Source organism: Billgrantia montanilacus (assembly GCF_003336675.1).
GTDB classification, from domain to species: Bacteria; Pseudomonadota; Gammaproteobacteria; order Pseudomonadales; family Halomonadaceae; genus Halomonas; species Halomonas montanilacus.
Window position 1 is genome coordinate 38,158 of the sequence record NZ_QPII01000015.1, and the last position, 24,452, is coordinate 62,609.

Sequence of the window (24,452 nt, forward strand, 5' to 3'; positions counted from 1 at the left end):
ATTACTTTCCGTATAAAAAATATGAATATTTATTCTTTCATAGAATAACGCAGAGGCGTTAAGGTGGCCCCTGACGCTTCGCCACTCTCACAGCAGCAGGACCGGCTGAATGTATCGCTACGACACCCATGATCAGACCCTGGTCAATGAACGCGTCGCCCAGTTTCGCGACCAGATGAACCGCTATCTGGCCGGGAGGCTCAGCGAAGAGGAATTTCTGCCGCTGCGCGTGCAGAACGGCCTCTATGTCCAGCGTCATGCTCCCATGCTGCGCATCGCCATTCCCTACGGCATGCTGGCCTCCTATCAGTTGCGCAAGCTGGGCGATCTGGCCCGCGATTATGATCGCGGCTATGGCCACTTCACCACTCGCACCAATCTGCAGCTGAACTGGCCCAAGCTGGAAACGGTACCCGACATGCTCGCTGAGCTGGCCAGCGTGGAGATGCACGCCATCCAGACCAGCGGCAACGATATTCGCAACACCTCCAGCGACCAGTTCGCCGGCGTCGCGGAAGACGAAGAAGTGGATCCGCGGCCCTGGTGTGAACTGATCCGCCAGTGGTCGACCTTCCATCCGGAGTTCACCTACCTGCCTCGCAAGTTCAAGATCGCCGTCACCGGCTCCGCCGAGGACCGCGCCGCCATCCAGGTCCATGACGTGGGGCTACGCCTGTGGCGCGACGCCCACGGCGAGGTCCGGGTCAAGGTGCTGGCCGGTGGTGGACTGGGCCGTACGCCGATGATCGGCGAGGTAGTTCGCGAAGACCTGCCCTGGCAGCATCTGCTGACCTACCTGGAAGCTCTGGTTCGTGTCTACAACCAGTTCGGCCGCCGTGACAACAAGTTCAAGGCGCGTATCAAGATACTGGTGAAGGCGTTGGGCGTGGATGAATTCCGTCGTCGCGTCGATGCCGAGTGGGCCCACCTCAAGGATGGCCCCCAGACGCTGACCCGCCAGACCGTCGAGGACATGCAGCAGCACTTCGTCGACCCGGAGCGCCGTCCGATCAGCGAAGCGGCAATCGCCGACTACGAGCGGCTGCGCAGCGAGAATCGCGCCTTCGCCCGCTTCGTGACCAACAACGTGCATGGCCACAAGGTGCCCGGCTACAAGGCGGTGACCCTGTCGCTCAAGCGCAGTGGCCACTCACCCGGCGACCTGACCTGGGAGCAGATGCACCAGGTGGCTGACCTGGCCGACGAGTACAGCTACGGCGAGCTGCGGGTGACACACGAGCAGAACCTGGTGCTTTCCGATGTGGCCGTCGATCAGATGGAAGCACTCTGGCAGCGCCTTGGCGAGCTCGGCCTGGCCAACCCCACCGTGGGCACCCTGGCCGACCTGATCTGCTGTCCCGGCGGCGACTACTGCGGCCTGGCCAACGCCAAGTCGATCCCCGTCGCCCACGCCATACAGGAGCGTTTCGAGGACCTCGACTTCCTCTACGACCTGGGCCCGGTGGAGCTGAACATCTCCGGCTGCATGAACGCCTGCGGCCATCACCATGTCGGCAACATCGGCATTCTTGGCGTCGACAAGAAGGGCGAGGAGTGGTATCAGATCTCGCTGGGGGGCGCCCAGGGCAATGAAGCGTCGCTGGGCAAGATCCTCGGCCCCTCCTTCAGCCGCGAGATGGTACCCGAGGTCATCGACAAGGTACTGCAGGTCTATGTCGGTGAACGCATCGAGGGCGAGACCTTCGTCGAAACCTATCGCCGTATCGGCCTCAAACCCTTCAAGGAGCGGGTCTATGCCTGATCAAGTTACCACCGCACGCCCCTTCATCTTTCAGGGCCATCCGGCCGAGGATCGCTGGGCACTGATCCGTGATCCGGAGTCGTCGCTCCCCGATGGCCCCGCCATCGTGCCATTGGACGAATGGCGGAAGCAGGCAGGAAATCAGCAACGGGCCCCCCTGCTTGGCAGCGATACCGAGCTGACACCCGAACTCGCCGCTGAACTGGCCGATGCGCCACTGATTGCCATCGACTTCCCCAAGTTCACCGATGGGCGCGGCTACAGCATGGCACGCCTGCTGCGGGAACGTTTCGGCTATACGGGAGAAATCCGTGCCGTCGGCGACGTGCTGATCGATCAGGTCTTCTTCCTGACCCGCTGCGGTTTCGATGCCCTGTCGCTGCGCGAAGACCAGTGGCTGGAAGATGCACTGCAGGCACTCAACGCCTTCAGCCGCGCCTACCAGCCGGCCGTCGACGAACCGGAGCCGCTCTTTCGTCACCGGCTGCGCGAGTCGATTCGCGAGGCAGAGGCCTCCATGGCCTGATGCCACGCGTCTCGTCCAAGAAGAAGCCGGCTCCCTGGAGCCGGCTTCTTCGCTTCCAGCGCAAGGCTTCGGCTGAAAAGTCGGCGAGCGAAGGTCAGGGCTAGGCCCGTTCCCTACGGGCCAACGCACTTCCCACATCCCTGTGGGTCGCAAGGCAAAAATCAGCGAGAAGACGGAGTTTACGGGGTGTAAATGAGTACTTTGAGCTGAATTTTTAACGCCGTATGGCCAAGCGCAGGCACTTTTCGGACGAAGCCTAGCCGCGGCGCTTCTGCTGCCGCTCCCTATTGTCCGCCCTCGCCCGCTCACTCTTGCGCAGCATCACCCAGGTCGCCCCCAGGCCCCCATCGGCCTGCTGGGCGGAGGAGAACGCCTGGACCTCCTCGAACTGGGCCAGCCATTTGACCAGATAGGAGCGCAGCACATTGGGCCGGCTATCGATCTCACGACCGCGGCCGTGCACGATCAGCAGCGAACGCAGGTCATGGGCATAGGCTTCATGGATGAAGGACGGCAATACCCGGCGACACTCCGCCAGCGGGCGGCGTAACAGGTGCAGCCGCGACTGGGCTGGATAGCCGCCGTGGCGCAGTCGATCCACTACCCCCTGCTGGATGCCTTCACGGCGATACTCGACGGGATCGAAGGGTGGCAATAGCTCGACGAAATCGTCGGAGAGGAAACTGTCCTCGGCCGTTCCGGCCTGAGCGCTTTCGCGGCGGGCCAACTGGGCCTCGGTGGGACGGATCATCCGCCGCCCGGGGTTGGCCCGGTTGGCGGCGCCAGGAAGCGGCCTCACGTCGCCCATCATCGCACGGAAATCCTGATCGTCACGGGCAGACTGATTCATGGGCCACCTCCGTCATTGTCTAGGAGCCTGTCGGATTTGACCGGATCTCGCAGCAGATCAGCGTCAAGTTCGACAGGCTCCTCATATCCTACCAGAGCCCGGAATCGGGTTTGAAGCGGACAGCGTCGCCATGCCGTGGCAGGATGACGCCGTGTCATGACGATAAGGAAGCAGGAATGCAGGCACTGCGATACCTGTTGGTGGCCATGGTGGCCCTGCCGCTGGCCGTTGCGGCCTGGCTCTGGTTTACCATGCTCAGCCCCCTCACCTACGATCGCCCCGATCACCTGCCTGACGTGGCCGAAGGGCCCCACAAGGTCTTCGTCTATGGGACCCTGCGCCTGTCACCGGTTCGCTGGATCGTGATGGGCCGAGCCGGTGAGTCCAAGCCAGCGATACTGGAAGGTTTCCGTCGCGAGGGGCTGGACCTGGTCGAGGCGCCAGGCGAGCGGGTGGCGGGCGAAGTGATCGTGGTCAGTGCCGATGAACTGGAGAAGCTGGATCGCTATGAGCGACTGGGCATTCGTTATGCGCGTGTTCCGATGCGCCTGGCGGACGGACGAACGGCGTGGGTCTATCGCAGGCTGGCCGACGACGATGTTGGTGTCGATGCGCCATTGGAAACCGATGCCGCGGATGCCTAGTTGTGGTGAGCACGACCCCCCTTCTACAATAGCCGCCACTTCCAAGGATTGAGGAAACCGTCATGACGATCACGCTCTATCATAATCCCCGCTGTTCCAAGTCACGCCAGGCGCTCGCCCTGCTCCAGGAGCATGGCGCAGAGGTAACGGTCCGTCGCTACCTGGACGATCCGCTCGATGAAGAGGAGCTGCGTGACCTGATGTCGCGACTGGATGCGGACGGCGAGGCGCTGATTCGAACCCAGGAGCCCGAGTGGAAGACGCTGGACGTCGACCTGCAGGACCAGGAGCAGGTAATCCAGGCGCTGGTCTCGCATCCCCGGCTGCTGGAGCGCCCCATCGCGGACGATGGCAAGCGCGCCGTGCTGGGCCGACCGCCGGAAGATGTACTCGCTCTGCTGCACATCGACGAGTGACCCCAGCCCAGCCTCCCCTTCCCTACAGGAGCCAAGATGCGCGACCCCCTTCCCTATGTATTGATCCTCTACTATTCTCGACACGGCGCGACCCGCGCCATGGCCGAGCAGCTCGCCGCCGGGGTTGAGTCGAATTCCGGCATCGAAGCGCGCTTGCGAACCGTACCGGCCGTCTCGCCCACTTGCGAAGCCGTCGATCCCGAGATACCCGACGAGGGCGCCATCTACGCCAACCTCGATGATCTGCGCCACTGCGCCGCGCTGGCGCTCGGCAGCCCGACTCGCTTCGGCAATATGGCGGCCCCACTCAAGCACTTCATCGATACCACCAGCACGCTGTGGCTCAATGGCGCCCTGATCGACAAGCCGGCCACGGCATTCACGTCCACTTCGAGCCTCCATGGCGGCCAGGAAACCACGCTGATATCCATGCTGCTACCGCTGCTCCACCACGGCATGGTCTACGCCGGGCTCCCCTACAGTGAAACCAACCTGATGGACACCACCGCCGGCGGGACACCCTACGGAGCCAGCCATGTCGCCGGCCAACGCAGCGATCAGCCTCTCGCCGATAGCGAACGACGCCTCGTGCGTGCCCAGGGTGCACGCATCGCCCGACTGGCCTTGGCGCTACAAAGCCTGAAGGAGACCTCATGAGACGCTGGCTGGAGGATCTCGAGGCACGCCAAGGACTGGACAACCTCACTGATCGCGCACGGCAACTGGTGCTGGGCAGCTTTATTGTATTGATGGTGCTGTTGATCTGGAGCGGCCTGTCGATGCAGGCCGGCGATAATCCGCTGACCCCCATTCTGGTTCGGATACTGCCCCTGGTCCTGTTCCTGCCATCGATCATTGGCCGCCGCCCCCGTGGGCATGCCTGGCTTGCCTTCGTCAGTCTGCTCTACTTCACACAGGGCGTCATGGTCGCCACACTACCTGGCCAGGGCCTGCTAGGCGGGTTAGAAGCGATCAGCGCCCTGGGGCTCTTTACCGGTTGCATGTTCTACGCCCGCTTTCGCAGCCGCCAGATGAAGGCAGCCAGCGGTACCTGACCTCCATGCATGGATGCCAGAACCTCTGCAATGCCCACGCTGCTGGAATAGAATGGTACTCACGACATGCAGTTTCCCCGGCACAAGCAGGTTGCCACGTTGCCCCACTCCCTTGCACCCAGGCCGGCCGTCGACATGTTGTGCTTCGGCCCCGCAGCAGCGACCATGTAATAAATTTCTAGGAGAACGCCATGACACGAAAGATCGCCGACATACGGCGCGACTATGAGGGCGGCCAGCTGGAGGAGGACAAGGTACCCGCTGATCCCATGGTGCTTCTGGACGAATGGATCACCCTGGCACTCGACGCCGAGGGTGACGATGGCAACGCCATGACACTGGCCACCGTGGACAGCCAGGGACTGCCCCATGCCCGGATCGTCCTGCTCAAGGGTTATGATGAAAGAGGCCTGGTGTTCTACTCCAACTACCACAGCCACAAGGGCAGCGAGCTGGCCAATGTTCCCCATGCCGCTCTCACCTTCTGGTGGCCGTCGCTGGGCCGCCAGCTTCGCGTCGAGGGACGTGTCGAACTGATAGATGGAGATGAGTCGGATGCCTATTTCGATAGCCGCCCCAGGGCCAGCCAGTTGGGTGCCTGGATCGCCACTCAGAGCGTGGTCATACCCGGCAGGCAGTGGATCGAGGAGCGCCAGCATCGCTTCGAGCAGGCCTACGAAGGCCAGGTGATTCCCCGCCCGGTTCACTGGGGAGGCTACAGGGTCATACCGGAGATGATCGAGTTCTGGCAGGGTCAGCCCAGCCGACTGCATGACCGTATTCGGTACGAGCTACGCGACGGCAGCTGGCACTTCTTCCGCATGGCACCCTGATCTGCAGGGTCCTGGACAAGGCAGCCCTGGACAATGAAACCCTGATTCATATATCGAGCGCCGTAATGAATCAGGGTTACCGTCAGTCCGGTAGGCTCTCCAGACGATGCCGCTGCCACTCGTTCTCGGGCTCGTTGAGGCGTAGTACCGCATCCACCACCTGCTCTTCCATGTTGTAGCGGCAGCGAAAGCCCAGGTGCTTCATCAACGCCCGCATGGGATGGTTGTCGACCATGATCTTGCCGATCATCTCCAGGGTGCCCACGCTCTTGCAGTAGGCAATCATTTTCTTCATCAGCAGGCTTCCGAGCCCCTGCCCGGCCATGTCGTCACGGACGATCACCGAGAATTCGGTGCGTATATTGTCGGGGTCGTTCCATACGCGGACCACGCCCAGCATCTCCTTGCTGCCGTCCTCCCGAAGGTGCTCGGCGATGAACGCCATCTGACGGTCGTAGTTGATGTGCGACAGCATCGATAGATCACGCTGGGTCAGGTCCGACTTGTTGTGAAAGTAGCGGAAGCGAATGCTCTCCTCGGACAATTGGCCATGGAAGTTGGTGATCAGCGGTGCATCCTCGGCACGAATGGGGCGCACCTCTACCGACATGCCATTGTTGAGGGTCGTCCATTCCCGCAGCTCTTCCGGGTAGGGCATGATGGCGAAGCGTGCCGGCGTCCCCAGGTCCATGGCGAAATCGACCGCCAGCATGCCGTCGCGGTTGAGCAATAGCGGGTTGAGTTCCAGGCCACGCAGCTCGAGCAGGTCGGAAGCCATCTGCGACAGCTGGACCAGCAAGCGGCAGAGGCGCTCCAGGTCCCGCTCCGGATCGCTGGAGTGTTCGCGTATCAGGCGAGCGGCGTGGGTACGCCCTACCACGTCGGCCGCCAGTGTCATGTTCAGTGGCGGCAGCGCTACCTGACGGTCGGCCAGCACGTTGACCTTGTAGCCACCGATGCCGAATAGAATGATCGGGCCGAAGATGGGGTCGCGGGTGATCCCGGCGCAGATCTGCATGGAGTGCTTGCCTCGCTGCATGGGCTGCAGGCAGTACTCGCGTATTCTTACCGGCGGAAACCGTTCTCGCAGCTTGTCGCCGAGCCGAGTGACGCCTTCGGCCGCCTGCTGGGGCGAATGAATGTCCTGCAGCAGGCCCGCCGACAGCCTGTGCGGCTGCCGGCGGTAGCGAAATGGTCGACAATTACCCTCGTGGACGACCTTCACCGCCATGGGGCCGTCAATCTTGCTGGCAACTGCAAGGGCCTCTTCCGGCGTCTGCACATAGTGGCTGGGCGCAATGGGAATGCCGTAGGCTTCCAGCACCTGGGCCGTCTCGGAGTGGGACAGCGTCTCGCGCCCCTCGGCCCTCGCTTCTTCGATCAAGGTACGGCAGCGGGCACGGATATCGGGCGTGGTGACGAAGGGCAGCGTCGGCGGCGTCTCCTGGAGCAGTGCCTGGACACGCTGGTAATCGACCATGTGCATGAAGGCCTTCACCGCCTTCTCCGGCGAGACGTAGGTCGGAATGCCGGCGACGCTGCACTCATGGCGGGCATCGAGCGCGGCCTCGAGCCCCATCCAACTGGTCAGCAGGTTGCGGCGGAAGCGCTTGCGGTTGGCGATCACCGCCTGTGCCGTTGCCTTTGATGGTGCCAGGCGCGTTGGCGCATGAACGACCAGCACGGCATCCACGCCGGGGTCGGCGGCGACGATCTCCAGGGCTTCCACCAGCGTCTCCGGCGTCGCGTTGCCCCCCAGGTCTACCGGGTTCTCGCCAGGCTTGCTCATGTCGAAATCGCCTTTCTTCAGCGCGCGTTGCGTCTCCTCGCCAAAGCTCGCCAGTTTCCCCCCGGCGCTGATGAGCTTGTCGATGGCGAGCATGGCCGGTCCCAGACCATTGGAGACGATCGCCAGCCGATCGCCCTTGAGTGGCTTCATCTGGGACAGGGTCATCAAGGCATCGAACAACTCGTCGGAATCGTTGACCCTCACCACACCGGCACGGGAAAAGGCCGCATCGAAAACGACGTCCCGGTTGGCGACTCCCGGTGTCGGCGGGGTATTGGAAAGGTCCGACTCTGGTGTCCGTCCGCTCTTGATGGCGAGGACGAGCCGATTCCGTGAGGCATCGCGCAATGCTGTCATGAAGTGCTGGGAGTCCTGGATACGCTCCAGGTGCAAAAGGATCGCCTGGGTGGGAGAGTACTGGTTGATATAGTCGAGCAGGTCGGGGAGCATCACGTCGACACTGTCACCCACCGTGATGAGATGGGAGAAACCGATGCCCCGCCCGGCGGCCCAATCGATCATGGCGTTGCCGAGCATACCGGACTGCCCCAGGTAGGCCACCCGGCCCGCCTTGACCGGCTGGCTGGCGTAGGAGGCGTTGAGCTTGCGCCCCGGCACGATCAGCCCCATGCACTCGGGCCCCAGCACGCGAATTCCCGATTCCCGTGCCGCCACCAACATTCGTTCTCGGATCGAGCCCTTGTCATCATTGGCTTCGTCAAGGCGCGAGCCTCCGGAGAGCACCAGGGTCGCCTTGACGCCCAGTCGACCCAGACGGGTGATTACCTTGGGCAGGCTATGTGCCGGTGAGCAGATGACGGCCAGGTCGGGGGTCTCAGGCAGCTCACGAATGCGCGCAACGCAGGGCTGGCCAAACACCGACTCGTATCCCTTGGGATTGACCGCCCAAATGGTGCCGGGAAACCCGGCTTCCTGCAGGTTGCGAATGACCAGACCACCAATGGAGTGGGGCTTTTCCGATGCCCCGATCACTGCGATGGTACGCGGCTCGAAGAAGTGCCGTAAGAATCGAGTACCCAAGTCGCTTCCTCCACCAGGTCAGTTTCTGCCATCCTGTGTACGACTTATTGCCACTGTTATGCAAGGGCTTGGCGGCATTAAGGTGATCTCTGTCACTCTGGAGCGCCCGCATGATCACGGCCTACATCACGCACCCCGACTGTCATCTTCACCATATGGGCCCGGAGCACCCCGAGAGCCCCTTGCGACTCGAAGCCATTAGAGCGCGCCTTGCCCTGTCGGGCCTGCTGCAGCAAACCATGCAGTCGGATGCCCGTGAAGCCACCGAGGACGAACTGGCTCGGGTTCATCCGCTTCGCCACCTACGGGCGCTGGACAAGTGCGTGCCCGAAACCGGTATCATCACGCTGGACAGTGACACCATGATGAACCCCGACAGCCTGCAGGCCGCGCGAATGGCCGCCGGTGCCGTCATTCGCGGCGTGGATCAGGTCTATCGCGGCCAGGCCGACAACGTCTTCTGTGCCGTGCGCCCGCCGGGACATCACGCCGAAGCCACCGACGCCATGGGCTTCTGTTTCTACAACAATATCGCCGTAGGCGCCGCCCACGCCCGGGCCAAGTACGGAGCCCGGCGTATCGCCATTCTCGACTTCGACGTTCATCAGTGCAACGGCACCATCGACATCTTCAAGGACGACCCGGACACCCTGATCTGTACCAGCTACCAGTACCCGTTCTACCCCTGGCGCTACCTGCGCAGCGAGTGGCAGAACGTGGTCAACACCCCGCTGGATGCCGGTACCGACAGTACCGCCTTCCGCCGTGAGATCGAGAACGACTGGCTGCCGGCCCTGCACGCCTTCAAGCCGGAACTGGTGCTGGTCTCTGCGGGCTTCGATGCCCACCGCGAGGACCCGCTGGCCGAACTCTGCCTGGGAGACGAGGACTACCACTGGGTGACCCATATGGCCATGGAGATCGCTGCCCTCTACGCCGACAATCGCCTGGTTTCGGTCCTGGAAGGCGGCTACGACCCGGCCTCGCTCGGGCGCAGCGCCGAAGCACATGTGAAGGCTTTGCTGGGACTTCCCTTCGGCGACTGAGGCGCGTTCTCCCCGGTGAGGAAACGGACTGTCGCGATCCAGTCTGCCGATGTCGCCGTGGCAACGCGCGTCTCGCGATTTATGGTACGCTTTGGGGAAACTAGTTTCCTATAGTGAACCTGCCCATGCCCGCCACCACCGATCAGCAGGCCGCGCTGCGCATCGCATCCGGTCGCAAGCCCTTCGTGGAGCCGCTGCGACTCGGCGAGCGACTCAAGGAGCTTCGCCTGGCTAACCACTGGACGCTCGAGGACGTCAGCCAGCGCACCGGCCTTGCCCGCTCGACCCTGTCCAAGATCGAGAATAACCAGATTTCACCGACCTTCACCGCCGTGCAGAAGCTGATCAACGGCCTCGGCATCGACCTGCCTCAGCTCCTCACCCCCCCTCGTGCCCAGCCTCGTACCATGGGGCGCCGCGACCTGACCCGGCAGGGCAAGGGCGAGCACCACCCCACGCCCACCTACGAGCATGAACTGCTCAGCTGTGAGCTGGCCCAGAAACGCATGATCCCCTTCAAGACCATCGTCCGGGCACGCAGCTTCGATGAGTTCATCGAGTGGGTCCGTCATGACGGGGAAGAGTTTCTGATGGTGCTGGAAGGCGAGATCTGTCTCTACACCGAGTTCTACGAGCCGCTGCAGCTCTTCCAGGGGGACAGCATCTACTTCGACAGCGACATGGGCCACGCGCTGGTCTCGCTCAGCGAGGCGGATGCCGTGGTGCTATCGGTCTGTACCCACGGGGATACGACCTGAGTTCAGCTACGCTGGCGGTCGCCCGGCCGCCGCTTTGGCACGGCATCGAGCTCGAGCCTCGACCGGGCATTGATCGCCTGGAAGTGACGCCCCTTGGCACGGGCGATCAACATGACGCCGAAGCGTTCGGCCAGTTCCACCCCCTTCTGGGTGACACCGGAGCGTGACACCAGGACGCTGATCCCCATCTGGGCGACCTTAAGCACCATTTCAGAGGTCAATCTGCCGGTGGTGTAGAAGATATCGCAGCCCGTGGTCTCGCTGGTTTCAAGCCACTGCCGCCCGGCCAGCGTGTCCACCGCGTTATGCCGCCCCACGTCCTCGACGAAGTCCTGCACGTCAGCCTGGCGGCAAAGTGCACAGCCATGGACCGCACCGGCGCTGCGGTAGGTCTCGTTGTAGTCACCCAGACGCTCGAGCAGCGTATAGAGCACCGACTGCGACAATCGTGTCTCGGGCAAGCGCTTCAACGAGATCGACTCCAGCAGCCGACCGAAGACCGTGCCCTGGCCACAGCCGGTGGTAACGGTGCGCTGCTCCAGCCGGGCCTCCATGTCGTCCGGCAGCCGTCGGGTCACCACGGCGGCGGCCTCCACCTCCCAATCGACCTGTACCGCCACGAGATCCTCGGCGCTCTGAAGTAGCCCCTGATTGCGTAGATACCCCACCACCAGCGCTTCCGGGTCGGCTCCCAGCGTCATCAGGGTGACGATCTCACGCTTGTTGAGATAAAGCGTCAGCGAGCGTTCGGCCGCAATGGCCTGACGCCGGCACTCACCGAACTCGTCCAGCACCTCGACTTCCAGCGTCGTGGGCAGGCGTGCCTGGCTAAGGCTGATATCGTCCATCCACGGCTCCTCGATCAATCGTTGATAGTCGATGATGGCATTCCGACCGCCGAGTGTCTTTACTGAAGTGACAACTTCCGCGGGAGCGGCATCAATGACCCACCCAAGCAGTCATCGAATCCTGAGTCTTGATATTGCCAGCGAGACCCGGCGTATCAAGGGTTTCAGCGCCACTCGATGGCAGATCGTCGATCTGGTGCCTGGGGATAGTGGGCCCTGGGCCCTGTCGCTGCAGCTGTACCTCACCGAAAGGGCCGCCTACCGCTTCAACCTCGACGCCGGAACGCCTCGCCTGTTCGTGCGCTGCGGCGAGAGCAGTGGCGAACCTCGTCCCTCGGCGATCACGGCCAGCCAGGACGTCGCCGCTTCCTGGCTCGACGGCGAGCAGCAGGTGCTGGAGGTGGCGATGCCGCTGGCGATTCGGGCCTGGCTGGAGGCTTACCTGGCCCGCCACGGGGAGGCCCCGGACGAGGGGCGCAAGAAGAAACGCAAGGGGGCGGGGCGCGCCCGGGAGCAGACCCTATGAGCCGACTGAGCCGCTGGTCACGCCGCAAGCTCAGCGAGGAGACCGATGTCATCCAGGTTGATGCGCCCGAGCTCGCCGAGTCGGTGCACACCTCGGAACAGACAACGCATGAGCCCGACAGCGACTCCCCCTCCTCCCTCTCGGAGCCACCCGAGCCCGGTAGCCTCGACGCCACCCTTCCCGATCCAGACAGCCTGCCCGCCGGCAGCGATTTCAAGGCGTTCATGCAAGCCGGCGTCAGCGATGCCCTGCGCCGGCGCGCCCTGCGCAGGATGTTCTCGGGTGACCACTATGGGATCCGCGATGGTCTCGACGACTACGATCACGACTACCGCCAGCTTCTCAAGCCGCTGGCGAGCGAGATGGCCCAGCGCCTCAGGCAGTGGACTCGCAAGCTCGAAGAGAGCGAACCAGAGCCGGAGCTAGAGCCGGAGCTAGAAACCATCGATCCCGTGGAGCGTGCAGAGCTGGCCACGCCCGAGGAGCCGAACATCCAGGCGTCCGCACAGGAATCACCCCAGGAATTGACGTCTTCCCACGACGAGGACGCGGTAGATGCCCGACGTGCGCTGGAGACCAGCGCCGAAAGCAATACGTCGACAACAAAGGGAGGTTAGACCAAGGACGGTCTAGCAAGATCTCGATAATCAGCCAGACTGAGCATTAGAAACACAATATAACAATTAGGCACCCAGACCGTGAGGTGGCATGAATCATCTAATCCACACGATGCCGGTGGATGAAGCCGGCAATCGCCAGGCAAGGGAGGCGATGCATCGCCGGGTCTCCTGGCCTATCAACCTCACTCCATCCAGCGTCAGCTATGCCAGCCAGGGACATGCCCTGATACTCGGCAACGAGCGTGACGCACGCCGCGCCGCACGGGCGCTTCACGGCCACGGGCTGGCCTCGGTGTCCCTGCTGATCACCGAGCCGATCGACCCATCCGCCATCGCTGAGGCGCCCGCCGATGACGAAACCCTGCTGGCCGATACACGGACAGTGACCTGCCACCCCCTGACGCGCGAGCAGGCCGCAAGCCTGCGTATTAATGGCTACCTGGGTCACTTTCAGGTCACGCTCGAGCAGGAAGATCAGTCTTTGAACCTGGCCCGGGCCCTGGTCGAGCGTAACCATTTCGACCAGATTCTGGATCTTGGCGCGACACCAGTACTGGCGCTGGAGTTGCCCCCACCGGGCTATGTCACCACTCGCTGGGGGGCTGCCGAGAGCGAAGCTCGCCTCGAGGCCTTCGCCGCCATGGTCGGCGAGTTCGACAAGCCTCGCTATTTCCACATCAATCACGACCTCTGTGCCCACGCTGCCAGTGGCAATACGGGCTGCACCCGCTGCCTGGATGTCTGCCCCGCCGATGCCATCCAGAGCCTGCGAGGCCGGGTCGAGTCGCGCGTCGAGATAGATCCCTATCGCTGTCACGGTGTCGGCAGCTGCAGCAGCGCCTGCCCCACCGGCGCCATCGAATTTCGCATGCCTGAGTCCCATCGCCAGCAGGAGACCCTGCTGGCCTGGCTGGCGGCCTACCGCCAGGCGGGCGGCGGCCAGCCGGTGGTGCGCTTCGTGTCGACCGAACACCTGATACCCGACGAGTCTCCCGCCGGCCACGTCATCGATGTCCCCCTTGAGGAGCTCGGCGCGGCCGGTCACGACCAGTGGCTGACTGCCTTGGCGGGCGGGGCCGCTGAGGTTCGCCTACAGCATCACCCTGAGATGCCGGAGCGCCTGGTCGCATTCCTCGACGACCAGTTGGCCCAGGCACATGTCCTTCTCGAGGCACTGGGCCACCCGCGCGAGCGGATTTCGGCGATCGCTGTCGGCGACACGGCGGCCAGGGATGCCCTGCCCGCCCATCCGCCGCTCCCCGCCGACGGCCTCGTGCTTGACGGCACCGGCAAGCGCGATCGGCTCAACGGCGTGCTCGACCACCTTGCCGCGCTGGGTCGGCAGGACGGAGAGCGTCATGCCATACCGCCCGATGCCGCCTATGGCGGGCTTGCGGTAGATATCCAGCGCTGCACGCTTTGCATGGCATGTGTCGCCGGCTGCCCGACGCCCGCACTGTCAGCCGGCAATGAGAGTCCCCAATTGAGCTTCCGCGAGGCCGACTGCGTGCAGTGCGGCCTATGCGCGGACGCCTGCCCCGAGGACGCCATCGCCCTGCTCCCCGGCTTCCTGGCCGACCCCGCTCGGAACCAGCGGCATGTCTGTCACTCAGAGGCGGCCTTCGACTGTATTCGCTGCGGGAAGCCATTCGCCACCGCCAGCACCATCGCCGTCATCAAGGCCAAGCTGGCCGACCATCCCTATTTCGCCGGCGATGCGCTCTCACGGATAGAGATGTGTGAGGACTGTCGTGTGCGCGACGTGTGGCGGGAACTTGCACGGGACCCCGAATCGCAACTGAAGGTGTGAATCCATGAGCGATACAGTCATGCACGAGGAGGCGCGTGAGTTGGACGAAGACGATGCACTGAGAGCCGATGTCTACCGACTGCTGGCGCGCTTGCTACGCGAGCCGCCCGACACGGAGTTGCTGGGCTGGCTGGCGAATCTTCAGGTGGAGGATGACACCAGCCCTCTGGCCGTTTCCTGGCGTGGTCTCAGCGAAGCGTCCCGTGGGTCGCGCCCGGAGACGCTCGCTCGGGCGCACTTCCGCCATCTCGTCGGTGTCATCCAGGGCGATGTGACGCCTTACGCCTCCTGGTACCGCAATGGCGAGCTGATGGATCAGGCATTGGTCGCGCTGCGCCACGACCTCAAGGCGCTGGGCATCGAACGCAACGAACCAACGCGTGAGCCCGAGGACCACCTCGCCGCGCTCTGCGAGGCGATGGCCCTGCTCATCGAATCCGGCTCTCGTGCGGAGGCACGCTTTTTCATGACCCACATCGCCCCATGGGCATCGACCTGCCTGACGGACCTGGCCGGCGTGGAGAGTGATTTCTATTCCGGTGTCGGCCGACTCGGTCGTGCCTTCATCGACAGGGAAGAGGCGCTACTCGCTCGTGAGGCAGCGCATGAACCCGTCAGGCTGGTGGAACCCTGACCTCGACTGATGTCCGTATACCGACAGCAAGGGAACGGGCAACAGCATCGAAAGAGTGACCAAGAAAAACACAACAACGCCAACTCAAGGCCACGGCATGACCGAGGAAACCACCATGAACAAGACCAACAATCCGCAGCGCCGGCGCTTTCTCAAGACCCTGGGGGTCGGCACTGCTGCCGCCGGCGCGGCTGCCGCCGGCGCGGCTGCCGCCGGCGCGGCTGCCGCCGTCGGTCACGTTACCCTGGTACAGGCCGAGAACAAGGCCGAGCCGGTGGTCGATACGGCCCAAGGCTATCGGGAAACCGATCATATCCGCACCTTCTACGCCACCCTGCGGGACTGACGGCTCGACAGCCATAAGCCAGGAGATCACACCATGCGTCTGACTCGTAAAAGCGATGCCCCCAAGGCACACGGGCTGGGCATTTCCCGTCGGCAGTTCCTCAAGCGCACCGGCGCCACCACGGGCGGCCTGGCTGCGGCCGGCTTCATGGGCGCTCCGATGATGCGCCGCAGCGACGCCTCGGACAAGACCCCCGTCCTTGATTCCCCAGTGGAGACGAAGCGAACCATCTGCTCCCACTGTTCGGTGGGCTGTGGCGTCTATGCCGAGGTGCAGGAAGGGATCTGGACCAAGCAAGAGCCTGCCTTCGACCATCCCATCAACCGCGGCGCCCACTGCGCCAAGGGTGCCTCGCTGCGTCAGCATGGTCACTCCAGCCGGCGCCTCAAGTATCCGATGAAGCTGGTGGGCGGCGAGTGGCAGCGCCTTAGCTGGGACGAGGCGATCGAGGAGATCGGCGACAAGGTACTCCAGCTTACCGAAACTCACGGCCCCGACAGCGTCTACTGGCTGGGGTCGGCCAAGTTCAACAATGAACAGGCCTACCTGATGCGCAAGTTCGCGGCCCTGGCCGGCACCAATAACACCGACCACCAGGCACGTATCTGCCACTCCACCACCGTAGCCGGGGTAGCGAATACCTGGGGGTACGGGGCGATGACCAACTCGCTCAACGACATGCAGAACAGCAGGTCGATCATGTTCATCGGCTCCAATCCCAGCGAGGCTCACCCGGTGGCCATGCAGCATATCCTGCTGGCCAAGGAGCGCAGTCACGCCCAGATCATCGTCGTCGACCCGCGTTTCACCCGCACCGCCGCCAAGGCCGACAGCTTCGTGCGCATCCGCCCCGGCTCCGATGTGGCCTTCATTTGGGGCCTGCTGTGGCATATCTTCGAGAACGGCTGGGAGGATCGCCAGTACATCGACCAGCGCGTCTATGCCATGGGAGAGGTACGCGAGGAAGTGGCCAACTTCCCGCCCAGTGAGGTCGAACGCATCACCGGCGTCCCCGAGGCGATGATGCACGATACCGCACGCCGCCTGGCCGAGAATCGCCCCGGCTGTATCGTCTGGTGCATGGGCGGCACACAGCACACCACCGGCAACAACAACACCCGGGCCTACTGCATCCTCGAGCTGGCACTGGGTAATATCGGCAAGTCCGGCGGCGGCGCCAACATCTTCCGTGGCCACGACAACGTGCAGGGGGCGACGGACCTGGGGCTGATGTCCCACTCTCTGCCCGGCTACTACGGCCTCGCCGAGGGCGCCTGGGCCCACTGGGCCCGCGTCTGGGACCTCGACCTCGATTGGCTGAAGAGTCGCTTCGATCAGACCGAGTACGCCGATGGCCAGCCCATGTACAGCAACGGCATCACGGTGTCACGCTGGGTCGACGGCGTGCTCGAGGAGGAAGACGCGATCTCCCAGCGTAGCCAACTCAAGGCGATGTTCTACTGGGGCCATGCGGTCAATTCACAGTCTCGCGGCCCTGAGATGCAGAAGGCCATGCAGCAGCTCGAGATGATGGTCATCGTCGACCCCTATCCCACCGTGGCCGGCGTCATGCACGGTCGCAGCGACGGGGTCTATCTGCTGCCGGCGGCGACCCAGTTCGAGACAACCGGCAGCGTCACCGCCACCAACCGCGCCCTTCAGTGGCGCGACAAGGTCATCGAGCCGCTGTTCGAGTCCAAGCCGGACCACGAGATCATGTACCTGCTGTCGCGCAAGCTGGGATTTGCCGACGAGCTGTTCAAGAATATCCAGGTGAACGGCACCGAGCCGCTCATCGAGGACATCACCCGCGAGTTCAACCGCGGCATGTGGACGGTCGGCTACACCGGACAGAGCCCCGAGCGGCTCAAGGCCCATCAGCAGAACTGGCATACCTTCAGCTTCCGCACCCTGCAGGCCGAGGGTGGCCCGGCCGATGGCGACTACTATGGCCTGCCGTGGCCCTGCTGGGGCACCGCCGAGATGGGCCATCCAGGCACCCCGATCCTCTACGACACCAGCAAGCCGGTCTCCGAAGGCGGCCTGACCTTCCGCGCTCGCTTCGGTATCGAGCACAACGGCGAGAACATACTCGCCGACGGCGTCTTCAGCGAGGGATCCGAGCTCAACGACGGCTATCCGGAATTCACCGCCGAGATGCTCAAGGACCTGGGCTGGTGGGACGACCTCACCCCGGATGAACAGGTCGAGGCGGAGGGCAAGAACTGGAAGACCGACCTGTCGGGCGGCATCCAGCGGGTGGCGATCGACCACGAGTGCGCCCCCTTCGGCAATGCCAAGGCGCGCTGCAACGTCTGGACCTTCCCCGACCCCATCCCCAAGCACCGCGAACCGCTCTACACCAGCCGCCGCGACCTGGTCGCCGACTATCCCACCTGGGACGACGTCGCCTCACACTATCGGCTGCCGACCCTCTACAAGAGCATCCAGGACAACGACAACTCCGACCGCTACCCCATCATCCTCACCTCAGGACGCCTGGTGGAGTACGAGGGCGGTGGCGAGGAGACCCGTTCCATGTCGTGGCTCGCCGAGCTGCAGCAGGAGATGTTCGTCGAGATCAACCCGGCGCTGGCCAACGAGCTGGCAGTGGCAGACGGCGACATGGTCTGGGTCGAGGGTGCCGAGGGCGGGCGCGTCCGTGTCCAGGCCCTGGTGACGCCCCGAGTATCCCGTGAGGTGGTGTTCATGCCCTTCCACTTCGGTGGCATGTTCCAGGGCGAGAACCTGCACGACCGTTATCCGGAAGGATCGGCCCCCTATGTGCTCGGTGAGGCGGCCAACACCGCTACCACTTATGGCTACGACACCGTGACGCAGATGCAGGAAACCAAGTGCACCCTGTGTCGTATCGAGAAAGCCAGCTGATTCCGCTCGCCAACCAGGAGATTCCCATGGCCCAGATGAAATTCATGTGCGACGCGGAACGCTGCATTGAGTGCAACGGCTGCGTTACCGCCTGCAAGAACGCCAACGATGTCGAGTGGGGCATCCAGCGCCGCCGCGTGGTGACCCTCGATGATGGCGAACCCGGCGAGGTGTCGATCTCGGTGGCCTGCATGCACTGCGACGATGCCCCATGCATGGCCGTCTGTCCCACCGACTGCTTCTACAAGACCGATGACGGTATCGTACTCCACGACAAGGATCTCTGTATCGGCTGCGGCTACTGCCTCTACGCGTGCCCCTTCGGGGCCCCGCAGTTTCCGAAGCAGAACGCCTTCGGCGAGCGAGGCAAGATGGACAAGTGCACCTTCTGCGCCGGCGGCCCCGCCGACTCCAAGGAAGAGGAGTACGAGAAATACGGCGCCAACCGCATCGCCGAGGGCAAGCTGCCGCTGTGTGCCGAGATGTGCTCCACCAAGGCGCTGCTAGCCGGCGATGCCCAGACGGTGGCGGACATCTTCCGACAGCGCGTCGTGCAGCGCGGCCATCCCGACGGCGGCTGGTCGGGCAACCAGCGTCGTGAGCGGACGCGCACTGGCCAGGGCGACGACCTGTCCGCGGCCGACTCGCTGGCCTACGACGCAGCCCGCCAGAGCTGAGGAGGGGATGTCATGAGCTACTTCATTGACCGGCGGTTGCTATGGCGATTGCCACTGCTTACCCTCCTGTTCGCGGTCGGGCTGGCGTTTTCGCAAGCCGTTCCAGCACAGGCTGATCCCGATCGCGAAGCGAGCTTGGCAGTGCCGGCATTGGACGCCGACACCTGGCGCCAGGTGCGCAGCGGAGAGATCGGGCCCAACTTCCGCGACAGCCGGGCAGACTCCACCTACAACCTGGTCAATGCCAGCGGGGAGAACTGGCGACAATTACGCAACCGCTGGGTCTCGCCCTTCGGCCTGATCGCCATTGGCGGCATGATCGTGGTGATCGCGCTCTTTTACCTGATCATCGGCCGCAAGGACCTCAGTGGCCCGCGCACGGGACGCAAGCTGCTGCGCTGGCCACTGCTCGTACGCTCGATCCACTGGACCGTAGCCACGCTGTTTATCGTCCTGGCGCTCACAGGGCTCAACCTGCTGTATGGCAAGTTCGTCTTCCGGCCGTTGTTCGGGGATGCCGTGTGGGGTGCGATGATCTCCGCCTCGAAGGTCTCCCACAACTACCTGGGGCCGCTGTTCGGCATCCTGCTGATCGTGCTCCTGGCGCGTGTGCTCAAGCACAACTGGCCCAAGAAGCACGACCTTGAGTGGTTCAAGAAGGGAGGCGGCATGGTCGGCAAGGCACATGTCGATGCCGGCTTCGCCAACGGCGGCGAGAAGGCGTGGTTCTGGCTGCTCGCCACGGTGGGCCTGGTGGTGGTTGTCAGCGGTTTCGTGCTCGACTTCCCCAACTACGGCCAGGGCCGAGACACCATGCAGTGGGCCAACATCCTACACGCGGTGGGGGCGCTGGGGCTGACCGCCGTGGCCGTGGGCCATATCTACATCGGCACCATCGGCTCGGAAGGCTCGCTGGAGGGCATGACCACCGGCTACGTGGACGAGACCTGGGCCAAGGACCACCACAACCTCTGGTACGAGGAGGTGAAGGATCAGGCGGTCCCAGAACAAGAGCTCTCGGTCGGCCGTCCGCCGCCCGACGACAGCGAGGAGGCCGCCACTCGTTCCTGATCAGCCTCGTTGATACACTGCCTTATCGACACCGCCTTCGGGCGGTGTCTTTTGTTATGCTGGCAACACGCCTCACAACCTTCATGACCGGCAGGGAGACACGCCATGCAGCATCTCGACGATGCCACCCGTACCGAACTGGAAGCCGCGGCATTCCGCCGCCTGCTGGAACACCTCGACGAACACAAGGAGGTGCAGAACATCGACCTGATGATTCTGGCCGACTTCTGCCGCAACTGCCTCTCCAAGTGGCTGGTGTCGGCGGCCGAGCAGCGTGGTGCCGATCTCGACTATGAAACGGCCCGGGAATATGTCTACGGCATGCCCTACGACGAGTGGAAAGCCAACTACCAGCAGAAGGCCACGCCGGAACAGATGGCCGCCTTCGAGGCCCAACAGGCCCGTAAACGGGAGCAGAAAGGGTCATGAACGAATCGATGATACCGCTGACGATAGCGGTACTGACCATCTCCGATACCCGGGACCTGAATACCGATCGCAGCGGCGCCCTGCTGGCCGAGCGCCTGGAGCTGGCAGGGCATCGGCTCGCCGAGCGTCGGATCGTGATCGATGACATCTACCGTATCCGTGCCGTCGTCTCCGAGTGGATTGCCGACCCGGATATTCAGGTCATCCTGACCACCGGTGGCACCGGGTTCACCGGTCGCGATTCGACGCCTGAAGCCGTGTCGGTGCTGCTGGACAAGCGCATCGAAGGCTTCGGCGAACAGTTCCGCCAGCTCTCCTTTGACGACGTCGGCAGCTCGACGATCCAGAGCCGCTGCCTGGGCGGCCTGGCCAATGCCACCGTGATCTTCTGCCTGCCCGGCTCCAGCGGCGCCTGCCGCACCGCCTGGGATGGCCTGCTGGCAGAGCAGCTCGACAGCCGTCACAAGCCTTGCAACTTCGCGAACCTGGTCATACCCGGCCGGGGTCAACATGGCTGAGCTTCAACCCATCGAGGCAGCACTCGCTACGCTACTCGAGGATGTCACCCCGCTACCGACGGAGATCGTAAGCTGCAGCCAAGCCGCAGGACGGGTGCTGTCCGATCCGGTGCTGGCTCGACTCGACGTGCCACCCTTCGACAATAGCGCCATGGACGGCTATGCCCTGCATCACGGCGATGCGGGAAAGACACTGACGATCACGCAGCGTGTCGCCGCGGGGAGTGCCGTCCAGCCGCTGTCACCGGCGAGCTGCGCACGGATCTTCACCGGCGGCGAACTGCCGCCCGGGGCGGATTGCGTGGTGATGCAGGAGCGCGTCGAGAAGAAGGATGACCTGGCGGTCATTCCCGCGGATATCCCGGCCGGTGACAACGTGCGCCGCCGGGGCCGTGACGTACGGGCGGGGGCTCCACTGCTCGATGCCGGCGTACGCCTCGATGCCGCCGCATTAGGCCATCTTGCCGGACAGGGGATCACCAAGGTGGCTGTGCGCCGTCGCCCCCGTGTCGCCCTGCTCTCCACCGGTGACGAGATCGTCGATCCAGGCCAGCCCCTGGCCCCGGGACAGATCTACAACTCCAATCGCCCCATGCTCAGGCAGTTGCTGGAACGCTTCGGCGCCGAGGTGGTGCTGGTCGCCTCGGTGCCCGACGACCCGGAAGGCACCCGTACCACCCTCAGCCGGGCCGCCCAGGAAGCGGATGTCGTGATCTCCACGGGGGGGGTGAGTGTGGGTGAGGAGGACCACGTCCGCGCGGCACTGGAATCCATCGGTCGGCTCGACCTCTGGCGCCTGGCCATACGGCCCGGCAAGCCGCTCGCACTGGGGCGCCTGCCCGGCAAAGACGGCAGGCCAGTGCGCTTCGTCGGCCTGCCGGGCAATCCCGTGTCGTGCTTCGTCGGTGCCTGGCTGTTCCTTCGCCCACTGATGGGCGCGTTGCTTGGCTGCCCTGCCCTTGCCGAGCTGCCGACGCTCCGCGCCCGTGCCGACTTCGCCACCGACACCGGCCCTCGTCGCCACTATATGCGCGTGGCCCTCGAGTTCGCTGAGCAAGGGATCGTGGCAAGCGCGTTTCGCGACCAGAACTCCGGCGTGCTCTCTTCCTGCGTCGGCGCCGATGCACTGGCCGTGATACCCGAGCAGTCGCACATCGTACCCGGCGACGCCGTTGACTGCCTGTGGCTCAGGGTCGATTGAGCGACGGGCCCTTGCGGGTATCGGCGATCTCGAGTTCGTCGGTCACTGTGGGCCACAGCCTCCGGAAATCGGTCTCGAGGTTGGCGTAGTCCGCTTCCAGCCAGGGCACCAGTTCCGCCAGGCGGTTGGGGCCCGAAAGCCGCTGACCGATACCGCGCACCGCCCGGCAGGTGAAGTCGAAGTCGGCGTAGCGATGTAGCCAGTCCTGCTCCACCAGTACCGGCATCATTAGAGCCAGGCGGGCGGGGGCAGGACGCTGCTCCAGCACTCGGTAGCAGCGTAAGACCACGCGGGATTCGACGACGTCGAGTTGCAACTGGCGCGCAACGAAGTGATCCCACATCAGGTCCAGGGCGATACCGGTATAACGGCGAAGCGTCTGCGGCGCCCTGCTTCGTGCCGAATGAATCACCGGATGGCTATCGACGAAGGCATCGACCCGTCGATGGTGCCGGATACCGCTGGCGACCTCGGCGGTCCAGGCCGAGAAGTCACTGCCCTTGACGCCGTCGGCAATCAGGTTGCCGTAGAGAAATTCGTCGCTGCCACCACGGGCCAGCCAGCCATGGGCCAGAAAGTTCACGCGGAACGCCTCATCGAGATTGCGCTTTCATGGCAAGACCTTCATGGAAAACTCCTTCATCAGAGACAGTTCGCAGGCTTCGGCAGCCCTGCCAGTCGCGCTGCCACCTTGGCGGGGCTTTCCGGAAAGAGACGCATGAGGTGAAGCGAACGCCCCTTCTCGCTTCCCAGCGTCTGCCCCACGGCCTTGACCAGCGGCCGCATGGCCGGCGAGGCCTCGTAGCGAGCATAGAAGTCGCGCAGTACCATGATGATCTCCCAGTGCTCATCGGTCAGCTCGCGCCCTTCCTCGGCCGCCATGGCGCTGGCCACAGACGGTGTCCAGTCGTTGAGTTCTATCAGATAGCCCTCCGGATCGAGGGCAATACGCTGGGCTCCCACCCGTAGATAACGGTGGATTTCCGTCGAAGCCATCAGAACCAGCTCACTGTCTTGTCGGCTTCTTCGGTAAGCGCCACAAAGCCGTCGACATCCACCACCTGGACACTGGCATCGCAGTGGCCATCCAGTCCATGGGCCACCAGGTCCTCACGCAGGGCGAATAGCCGATCGCCAACTACCTCGAAATGACGAACCTGGGACGGCAGCGCGCCCTGTACGCCATCTTCGACCAGCAACAGACGATCTTCCGGGCCCATGCCGGCAAGGGCGTCACGGTAGACCAGGCTCGAGCTGGGGGAACGATTGAGAATGTGCAGGATCATGATCGGCCTCGCGATTATCGTCGTGTCACCGATGGCGTCAAAATGTCAGAACCAGCCGGTGCCCGGCTATGAGTTCCGCTATCGATGGCGGCTCGAGAGGACTCGCCGGCAGCTGCAGCGATTCGGTAGATAAGCCCAGGCGGGCGAGTGACCTCGCGTCCAGGAACAGCGACTCGATATCGTACATCGCCAGCATATCCAGCGTGGCGGAGCTGCCCTTCTGTCCCAGGGGGCCAGGCCCCTGCCCCTGGAGCAGCCCCAGCACCCCGTCGCCCTGGAACAGCAGGCTCACGGTCTGCCCGAAGGCCGCCGCCACCAGGGCGGCATCGAGGCCCTCACGCAGCCAACTGCTGCCGTGGGGTGGATGGCGCAGTATGACCAGCACATCTCCGTTAAGAACGGTCTCTGCTTGCATCACATCCTCCTCAGGGCGCAAAGGTCACCAGGCGATCAACGCCTAGCCCCAGGTCAATCAGCTGGCCCAGACCCGTCAGTTCGAAAGGGGGTTCGACGCTATGGCCCGACTTGCCGTGGCGGGAGGCTTCGCGCTCATCGAGCAACCCGCGGCGTAGAGCAGCGGCGATGCAGACCTGAAGCTGGGTGCCGTGCTTCTCGTTCAGTCTCACCCAGGCGTCAACCAGATGGGGCTCATCCTGAGGCGGTGCTGCCAGCCGTGCGGCATTATAGACACCATCATGATAGAAGAAGACGCACACCAGGCGATTCCCCCGGGCCAGCAGGGCCTCGGAGAAGCGCAGCGCGGAATGCGAGGCCTGGCTGCTATAGGGTGCGCCCTGAACGAGCAATGCGTAGCGCATGAGCGGTTCCTGCCCTATCAAACGAGCAGGCCCCGCCTGAGCGGGGCCTGCGGATTGCA

28 protein-coding genes are annotated in these 24,452 nt (G+C 63.9%); 20 read left to right on the forward strand and 8 right to left on the reverse strand.

The annotated features are described in order from the left end of the window. Positions 1–109 precede the first annotated feature (109 nt). Together DU505_RS16910 and DU505_RS16915 are read left to right on the forward strand one after the other, a co-directional pair. Positions 110–1,762, forward strand: a complete 1,653-nt coding sequence (locus tag DU505_RS16910; protein WP_114480160.1) for a nitrite/sulfite reductase — start codon at positions 110–112, stop codon at positions 1,760–1,762. Beyond that, a complete protein-coding gene (locus DU505_RS16915; protein ID WP_114480161.1) occupies positions 1,755–2,288 on the forward strand; it encodes a DUF934 domain-containing protein in 534 nt (177 codons plus the stop codon). Before DU505_RS16910 ends, DU505_RS16915 begins: the two co-directional genes overlap by 8 nt. A 256-nt stretch (positions 2,289–2,544) precedes the next feature. Here DU505_RS16915 and smrA read toward each other — a convergent pair whose 3' ends face one another. Beyond that, complete coding sequence (gene smrA / locus DU505_RS16920) at positions 2,545–3,138, reverse strand: DNA endonuclease SmrA (protein WP_114480162.1); 594 nt, start codon at positions 3,136–3,138, stop codon at positions 2,545–2,547. A 176-nt stretch (positions 3,139–3,314) separates the two neighbouring features. On the opposite strand from smrA, the gene DU505_RS16925 reads away from it, so the two are divergent. The 5 genes from DU505_RS16925 to pdxH all read left to right on the forward strand — a co-directional run bounded on the left by DU505_RS16925 (position 3,315) and on the right by pdxH (position 6,086). Continuing rightward, positions 3,315–3,782, forward strand: coding sequence for a gamma-glutamylcyclotransferase family protein (locus tag DU505_RS16925; protein ID WP_114480163.1), 468 nt, complete (start codon positions 3,315–3,317; stop codon positions 3,780–3,782). A 62-nt stretch (positions 3,783–3,844) separates the two neighbouring features. Beyond that, positions 3,845–4,198: an arsenate reductase (glutaredoxin) gene (gene arsC / locus DU505_RS16930; protein WP_114480164.1), complete on the forward strand. Its 354-nt coding sequence runs from the start codon at positions 3,845–3,847 to the stop codon at positions 4,196–4,198. A 36-nt stretch (positions 4,199–4,234) separates the two neighbouring features. Beyond that, positions 4,235–4,855: an NAD(P)H:quinone oxidoreductase gene (gene wrbA / locus DU505_RS16935; protein ID WP_114480165.1), complete on the forward strand. Its 621-nt coding sequence runs from the start codon at positions 4,235–4,237 to the stop codon at positions 4,853–4,855. Further along, a complete protein-coding gene (locus DU505_RS16940; protein ID WP_114480166.1) occupies positions 4,852–5,253 on the forward strand; it encodes a DUF2069 domain-containing protein in 402 nt (133 codons plus the stop codon). The genes wrbA and DU505_RS16940 overlap by 4 nt, the downstream gene beginning before the upstream one ends. A gap of 191 nt (positions 5,254–5,444) precedes the next feature. Beyond that, positions 5,445–6,086, forward strand: a complete 642-nt coding sequence (gene pdxH / locus DU505_RS16945) for a pyridoxamine 5'-phosphate oxidase (RefSeq protein WP_114480167.1) — start codon at positions 5,445–5,447, stop codon at positions 6,084–6,086. Between the two features lie 82 nt (positions 6,087–6,168). Here pdxH and DU505_RS16950 read toward each other — a convergent pair whose 3' ends face one another. After that, the gene (locus DU505_RS16950; protein ID WP_114480168.1) at positions 6,169–8,916 is read right to left on the reverse strand and encodes a bifunctional acetate--CoA ligase family protein/GNAT family N-acetyltransferase; all 2,748 of its coding nucleotides are present in this window, start codon (positions 8,914–8,916) and stop codon (positions 6,169–6,171) included. A 110-nt stretch (positions 8,917–9,026) separates the two neighbouring features. On the opposite strand from DU505_RS16950, the gene DU505_RS16955 reads away from it, so the two are divergent. Both DU505_RS16955 and DU505_RS16960 read left to right on the forward strand, forming a co-directional pair. Then, positions 9,027–9,962, forward strand: a complete 936-nt coding sequence (locus tag DU505_RS16955) for a histone deacetylase family protein (RefSeq protein ID WP_114480169.1) — start codon at positions 9,027–9,029, stop codon at positions 9,960–9,962. 125 nt (positions 9,963–10,087) lie between these two features. Then, positions 10,088–10,720, forward strand: a complete 633-nt coding sequence (locus tag DU505_RS16960; RefSeq protein WP_114480170.1) for a helix-turn-helix domain-containing protein — start codon at positions 10,088–10,090, stop codon at positions 10,718–10,720. Positions 10,721–10,722: 2 nt separating this feature from the next. On the opposite strand, the gene DU505_RS16965 is transcribed toward DU505_RS16960, so the two are convergent. Next, complete coding sequence (locus DU505_RS16965) at positions 10,723–11,568, reverse strand: formate dehydrogenase accessory sulfurtransferase FdhD (RefSeq protein ID WP_114480171.1); 846 nt, start codon at positions 11,566–11,568, stop codon at positions 10,723–10,725. Positions 11,569–11,662: 94 nt separating this feature from the next. Here DU505_RS16965 and DU505_RS16970 point away from each other — a divergent pair, with 94 nt between their 5' ends. From DU505_RS16970 to DU505_RS17020, 11 genes are all read left to right on the forward strand, one after another. After that, the gene (locus tag DU505_RS16970) at positions 11,663–12,094 is read left to right on the forward strand and encodes a DUF3305 domain-containing protein (protein ID WP_114480172.1); all 432 of its coding nucleotides are present in this window, start codon (positions 11,663–11,665) and stop codon (positions 12,092–12,094) included. After that, positions 12,091–12,711 carry a DUF3306 domain-containing protein gene (locus DU505_RS16975; RefSeq protein WP_114480173.1) on the forward strand — a complete coding sequence of 207 codons (621 nt, stop codon included), beginning with the start codon at positions 12,091–12,093 and terminating at the stop codon, positions 12,709–12,711. Before DU505_RS16970 ends, DU505_RS16975 begins: the two co-directional genes overlap by 4 nt. 91 nt (positions 12,712–12,802) lie before the next feature. After that, positions 12,803–14,524 carry a 4Fe-4S binding protein gene (locus DU505_RS16980; protein ID WP_114480174.1) on the forward strand — a complete coding sequence of 574 codons (1,722 nt, stop codon included), beginning with the start codon at positions 12,803–12,805 and terminating at the stop codon, positions 14,522–14,524. A 4-nt stretch (positions 14,525–14,528) separates the two neighbouring features. Further along, positions 14,529–15,158 (forward strand): TorD/DmsD family molecular chaperone, encoded by a 630-nt coding sequence (locus DU505_RS16985; protein WP_245948024.1) that lies wholly within the window; start codon positions 14,529–14,531, stop codon positions 15,156–15,158. A gap of 115 nt (positions 15,159–15,273) precedes the next feature. Next, positions 15,274–15,504 carry a twin-arginine translocation pathway signal gene (locus DU505_RS16990; protein ID WP_114480247.1) on the forward strand — a complete coding sequence of 77 codons (231 nt, stop codon included), beginning with the start codon at positions 15,274–15,276 and terminating at the stop codon, positions 15,502–15,504. A gap of 33 nt (positions 15,505–15,537) precedes the next feature. Further along, on the forward strand, positions 15,538–18,393 hold the full coding sequence (locus tag DU505_RS16995) for a molybdopterin-dependent oxidoreductase (protein ID WP_114480175.1): 2,856 nt from the start codon (positions 15,538–15,540) through the stop codon (positions 18,391–18,393). A 26-nt stretch (positions 18,394–18,419) separates the two neighbouring features. Continuing rightward, positions 18,420–19,070, forward strand: a complete 651-nt coding sequence (gene fdh3B / locus DU505_RS17000) for a formate dehydrogenase FDH3 subunit beta (protein ID WP_114480176.1) — start codon at positions 18,420–18,422, stop codon at positions 19,068–19,070. Positions 19,071–19,082: 12 nt separating this feature from the next. After that, positions 19,083–20,141: a formate dehydrogenase subunit gamma gene (locus DU505_RS17005; protein ID WP_114480177.1), complete on the forward strand. Its 1,059-nt coding sequence runs from the start codon at positions 19,083–19,085 to the stop codon at positions 20,139–20,141. A gap of 105 nt (positions 20,142–20,246) precedes the next feature. Next, complete coding sequence (locus DU505_RS17010; protein ID WP_114480178.1) at positions 20,247–20,570, forward strand: DUF1244 domain-containing protein; 324 nt, start codon at positions 20,247–20,249, stop codon at positions 20,568–20,570. After that, positions 20,567–21,088, forward strand: a complete 522-nt coding sequence (moaB, locus tag DU505_RS17015) for a molybdenum cofactor biosynthesis protein B (RefSeq protein ID WP_114480179.1) — start codon at positions 20,567–20,569, stop codon at positions 21,086–21,088. Before DU505_RS17010 ends, moaB begins: the two co-directional genes overlap by 4 nt. Next, positions 21,081–22,289 (forward strand): molybdopterin molybdotransferase MoeA, encoded by a 1,209-nt coding sequence (locus DU505_RS17020; RefSeq protein ID WP_114480180.1) that lies wholly within the window; start codon positions 21,081–21,083, stop codon positions 22,287–22,289. Before moaB ends, DU505_RS17020 begins: the two co-directional genes overlap by 8 nt. Here the strand turns inward: DU505_RS17020 and DU505_RS17025 are convergent. Genes DU505_RS17025 through tusD form a run of 5 tightly spaced genes read right to left on the reverse strand, consistent with a single transcriptional unit; the run spans position 22,276 to position 24,393 of the window. Then, positions 22,276–22,872 carry an acyl carrier protein phosphodiesterase gene (locus DU505_RS17025; protein WP_114480181.1) on the reverse strand — a complete coding sequence of 199 codons (597 nt, stop codon included), beginning with the start codon at positions 22,870–22,872 and terminating at the stop codon, positions 22,276–22,278. The two genes, DU505_RS17020 and DU505_RS17025, sit on opposite strands and share 14 nt — an antisense overlap. 59 nt (positions 22,873–22,931) lie before the next feature. Further along, positions 22,932–23,285: a TusE/DsrC/DsvC family sulfur relay protein gene (locus tag DU505_RS17030; protein WP_114480182.1), complete on the reverse strand. Its 354-nt coding sequence runs from the start codon at positions 23,283–23,285 to the stop codon at positions 22,932–22,934. Continuing rightward, a complete protein-coding gene (tusB, locus tag DU505_RS17035) occupies positions 23,285–23,575 on the reverse strand; it encodes a sulfurtransferase complex subunit TusB (RefSeq protein WP_114480183.1) in 291 nt (96 codons plus the stop codon). Before tusB ends, DU505_RS17030 begins: the two co-directional genes overlap by 1 nt. A gap of 37 nt (positions 23,576–23,612) precedes the next feature. After that, a complete protein-coding gene (gene tusC / locus DU505_RS17040) occupies positions 23,613–23,990 on the reverse strand; it encodes a sulfurtransferase complex subunit TusC (RefSeq protein ID WP_114480184.1) in 378 nt (125 codons plus the stop codon). A 10-nt stretch (positions 23,991–24,000) separates the two neighbouring features. Continuing rightward, positions 24,001–24,393, reverse strand: a complete 393-nt coding sequence (tusD, locus tag DU505_RS17045; RefSeq protein WP_114480185.1) for a sulfurtransferase complex subunit TusD — start codon at positions 24,391–24,393, stop codon at positions 24,001–24,003. Positions 24,394–24,452 lie beyond the last annotated feature (59 nt).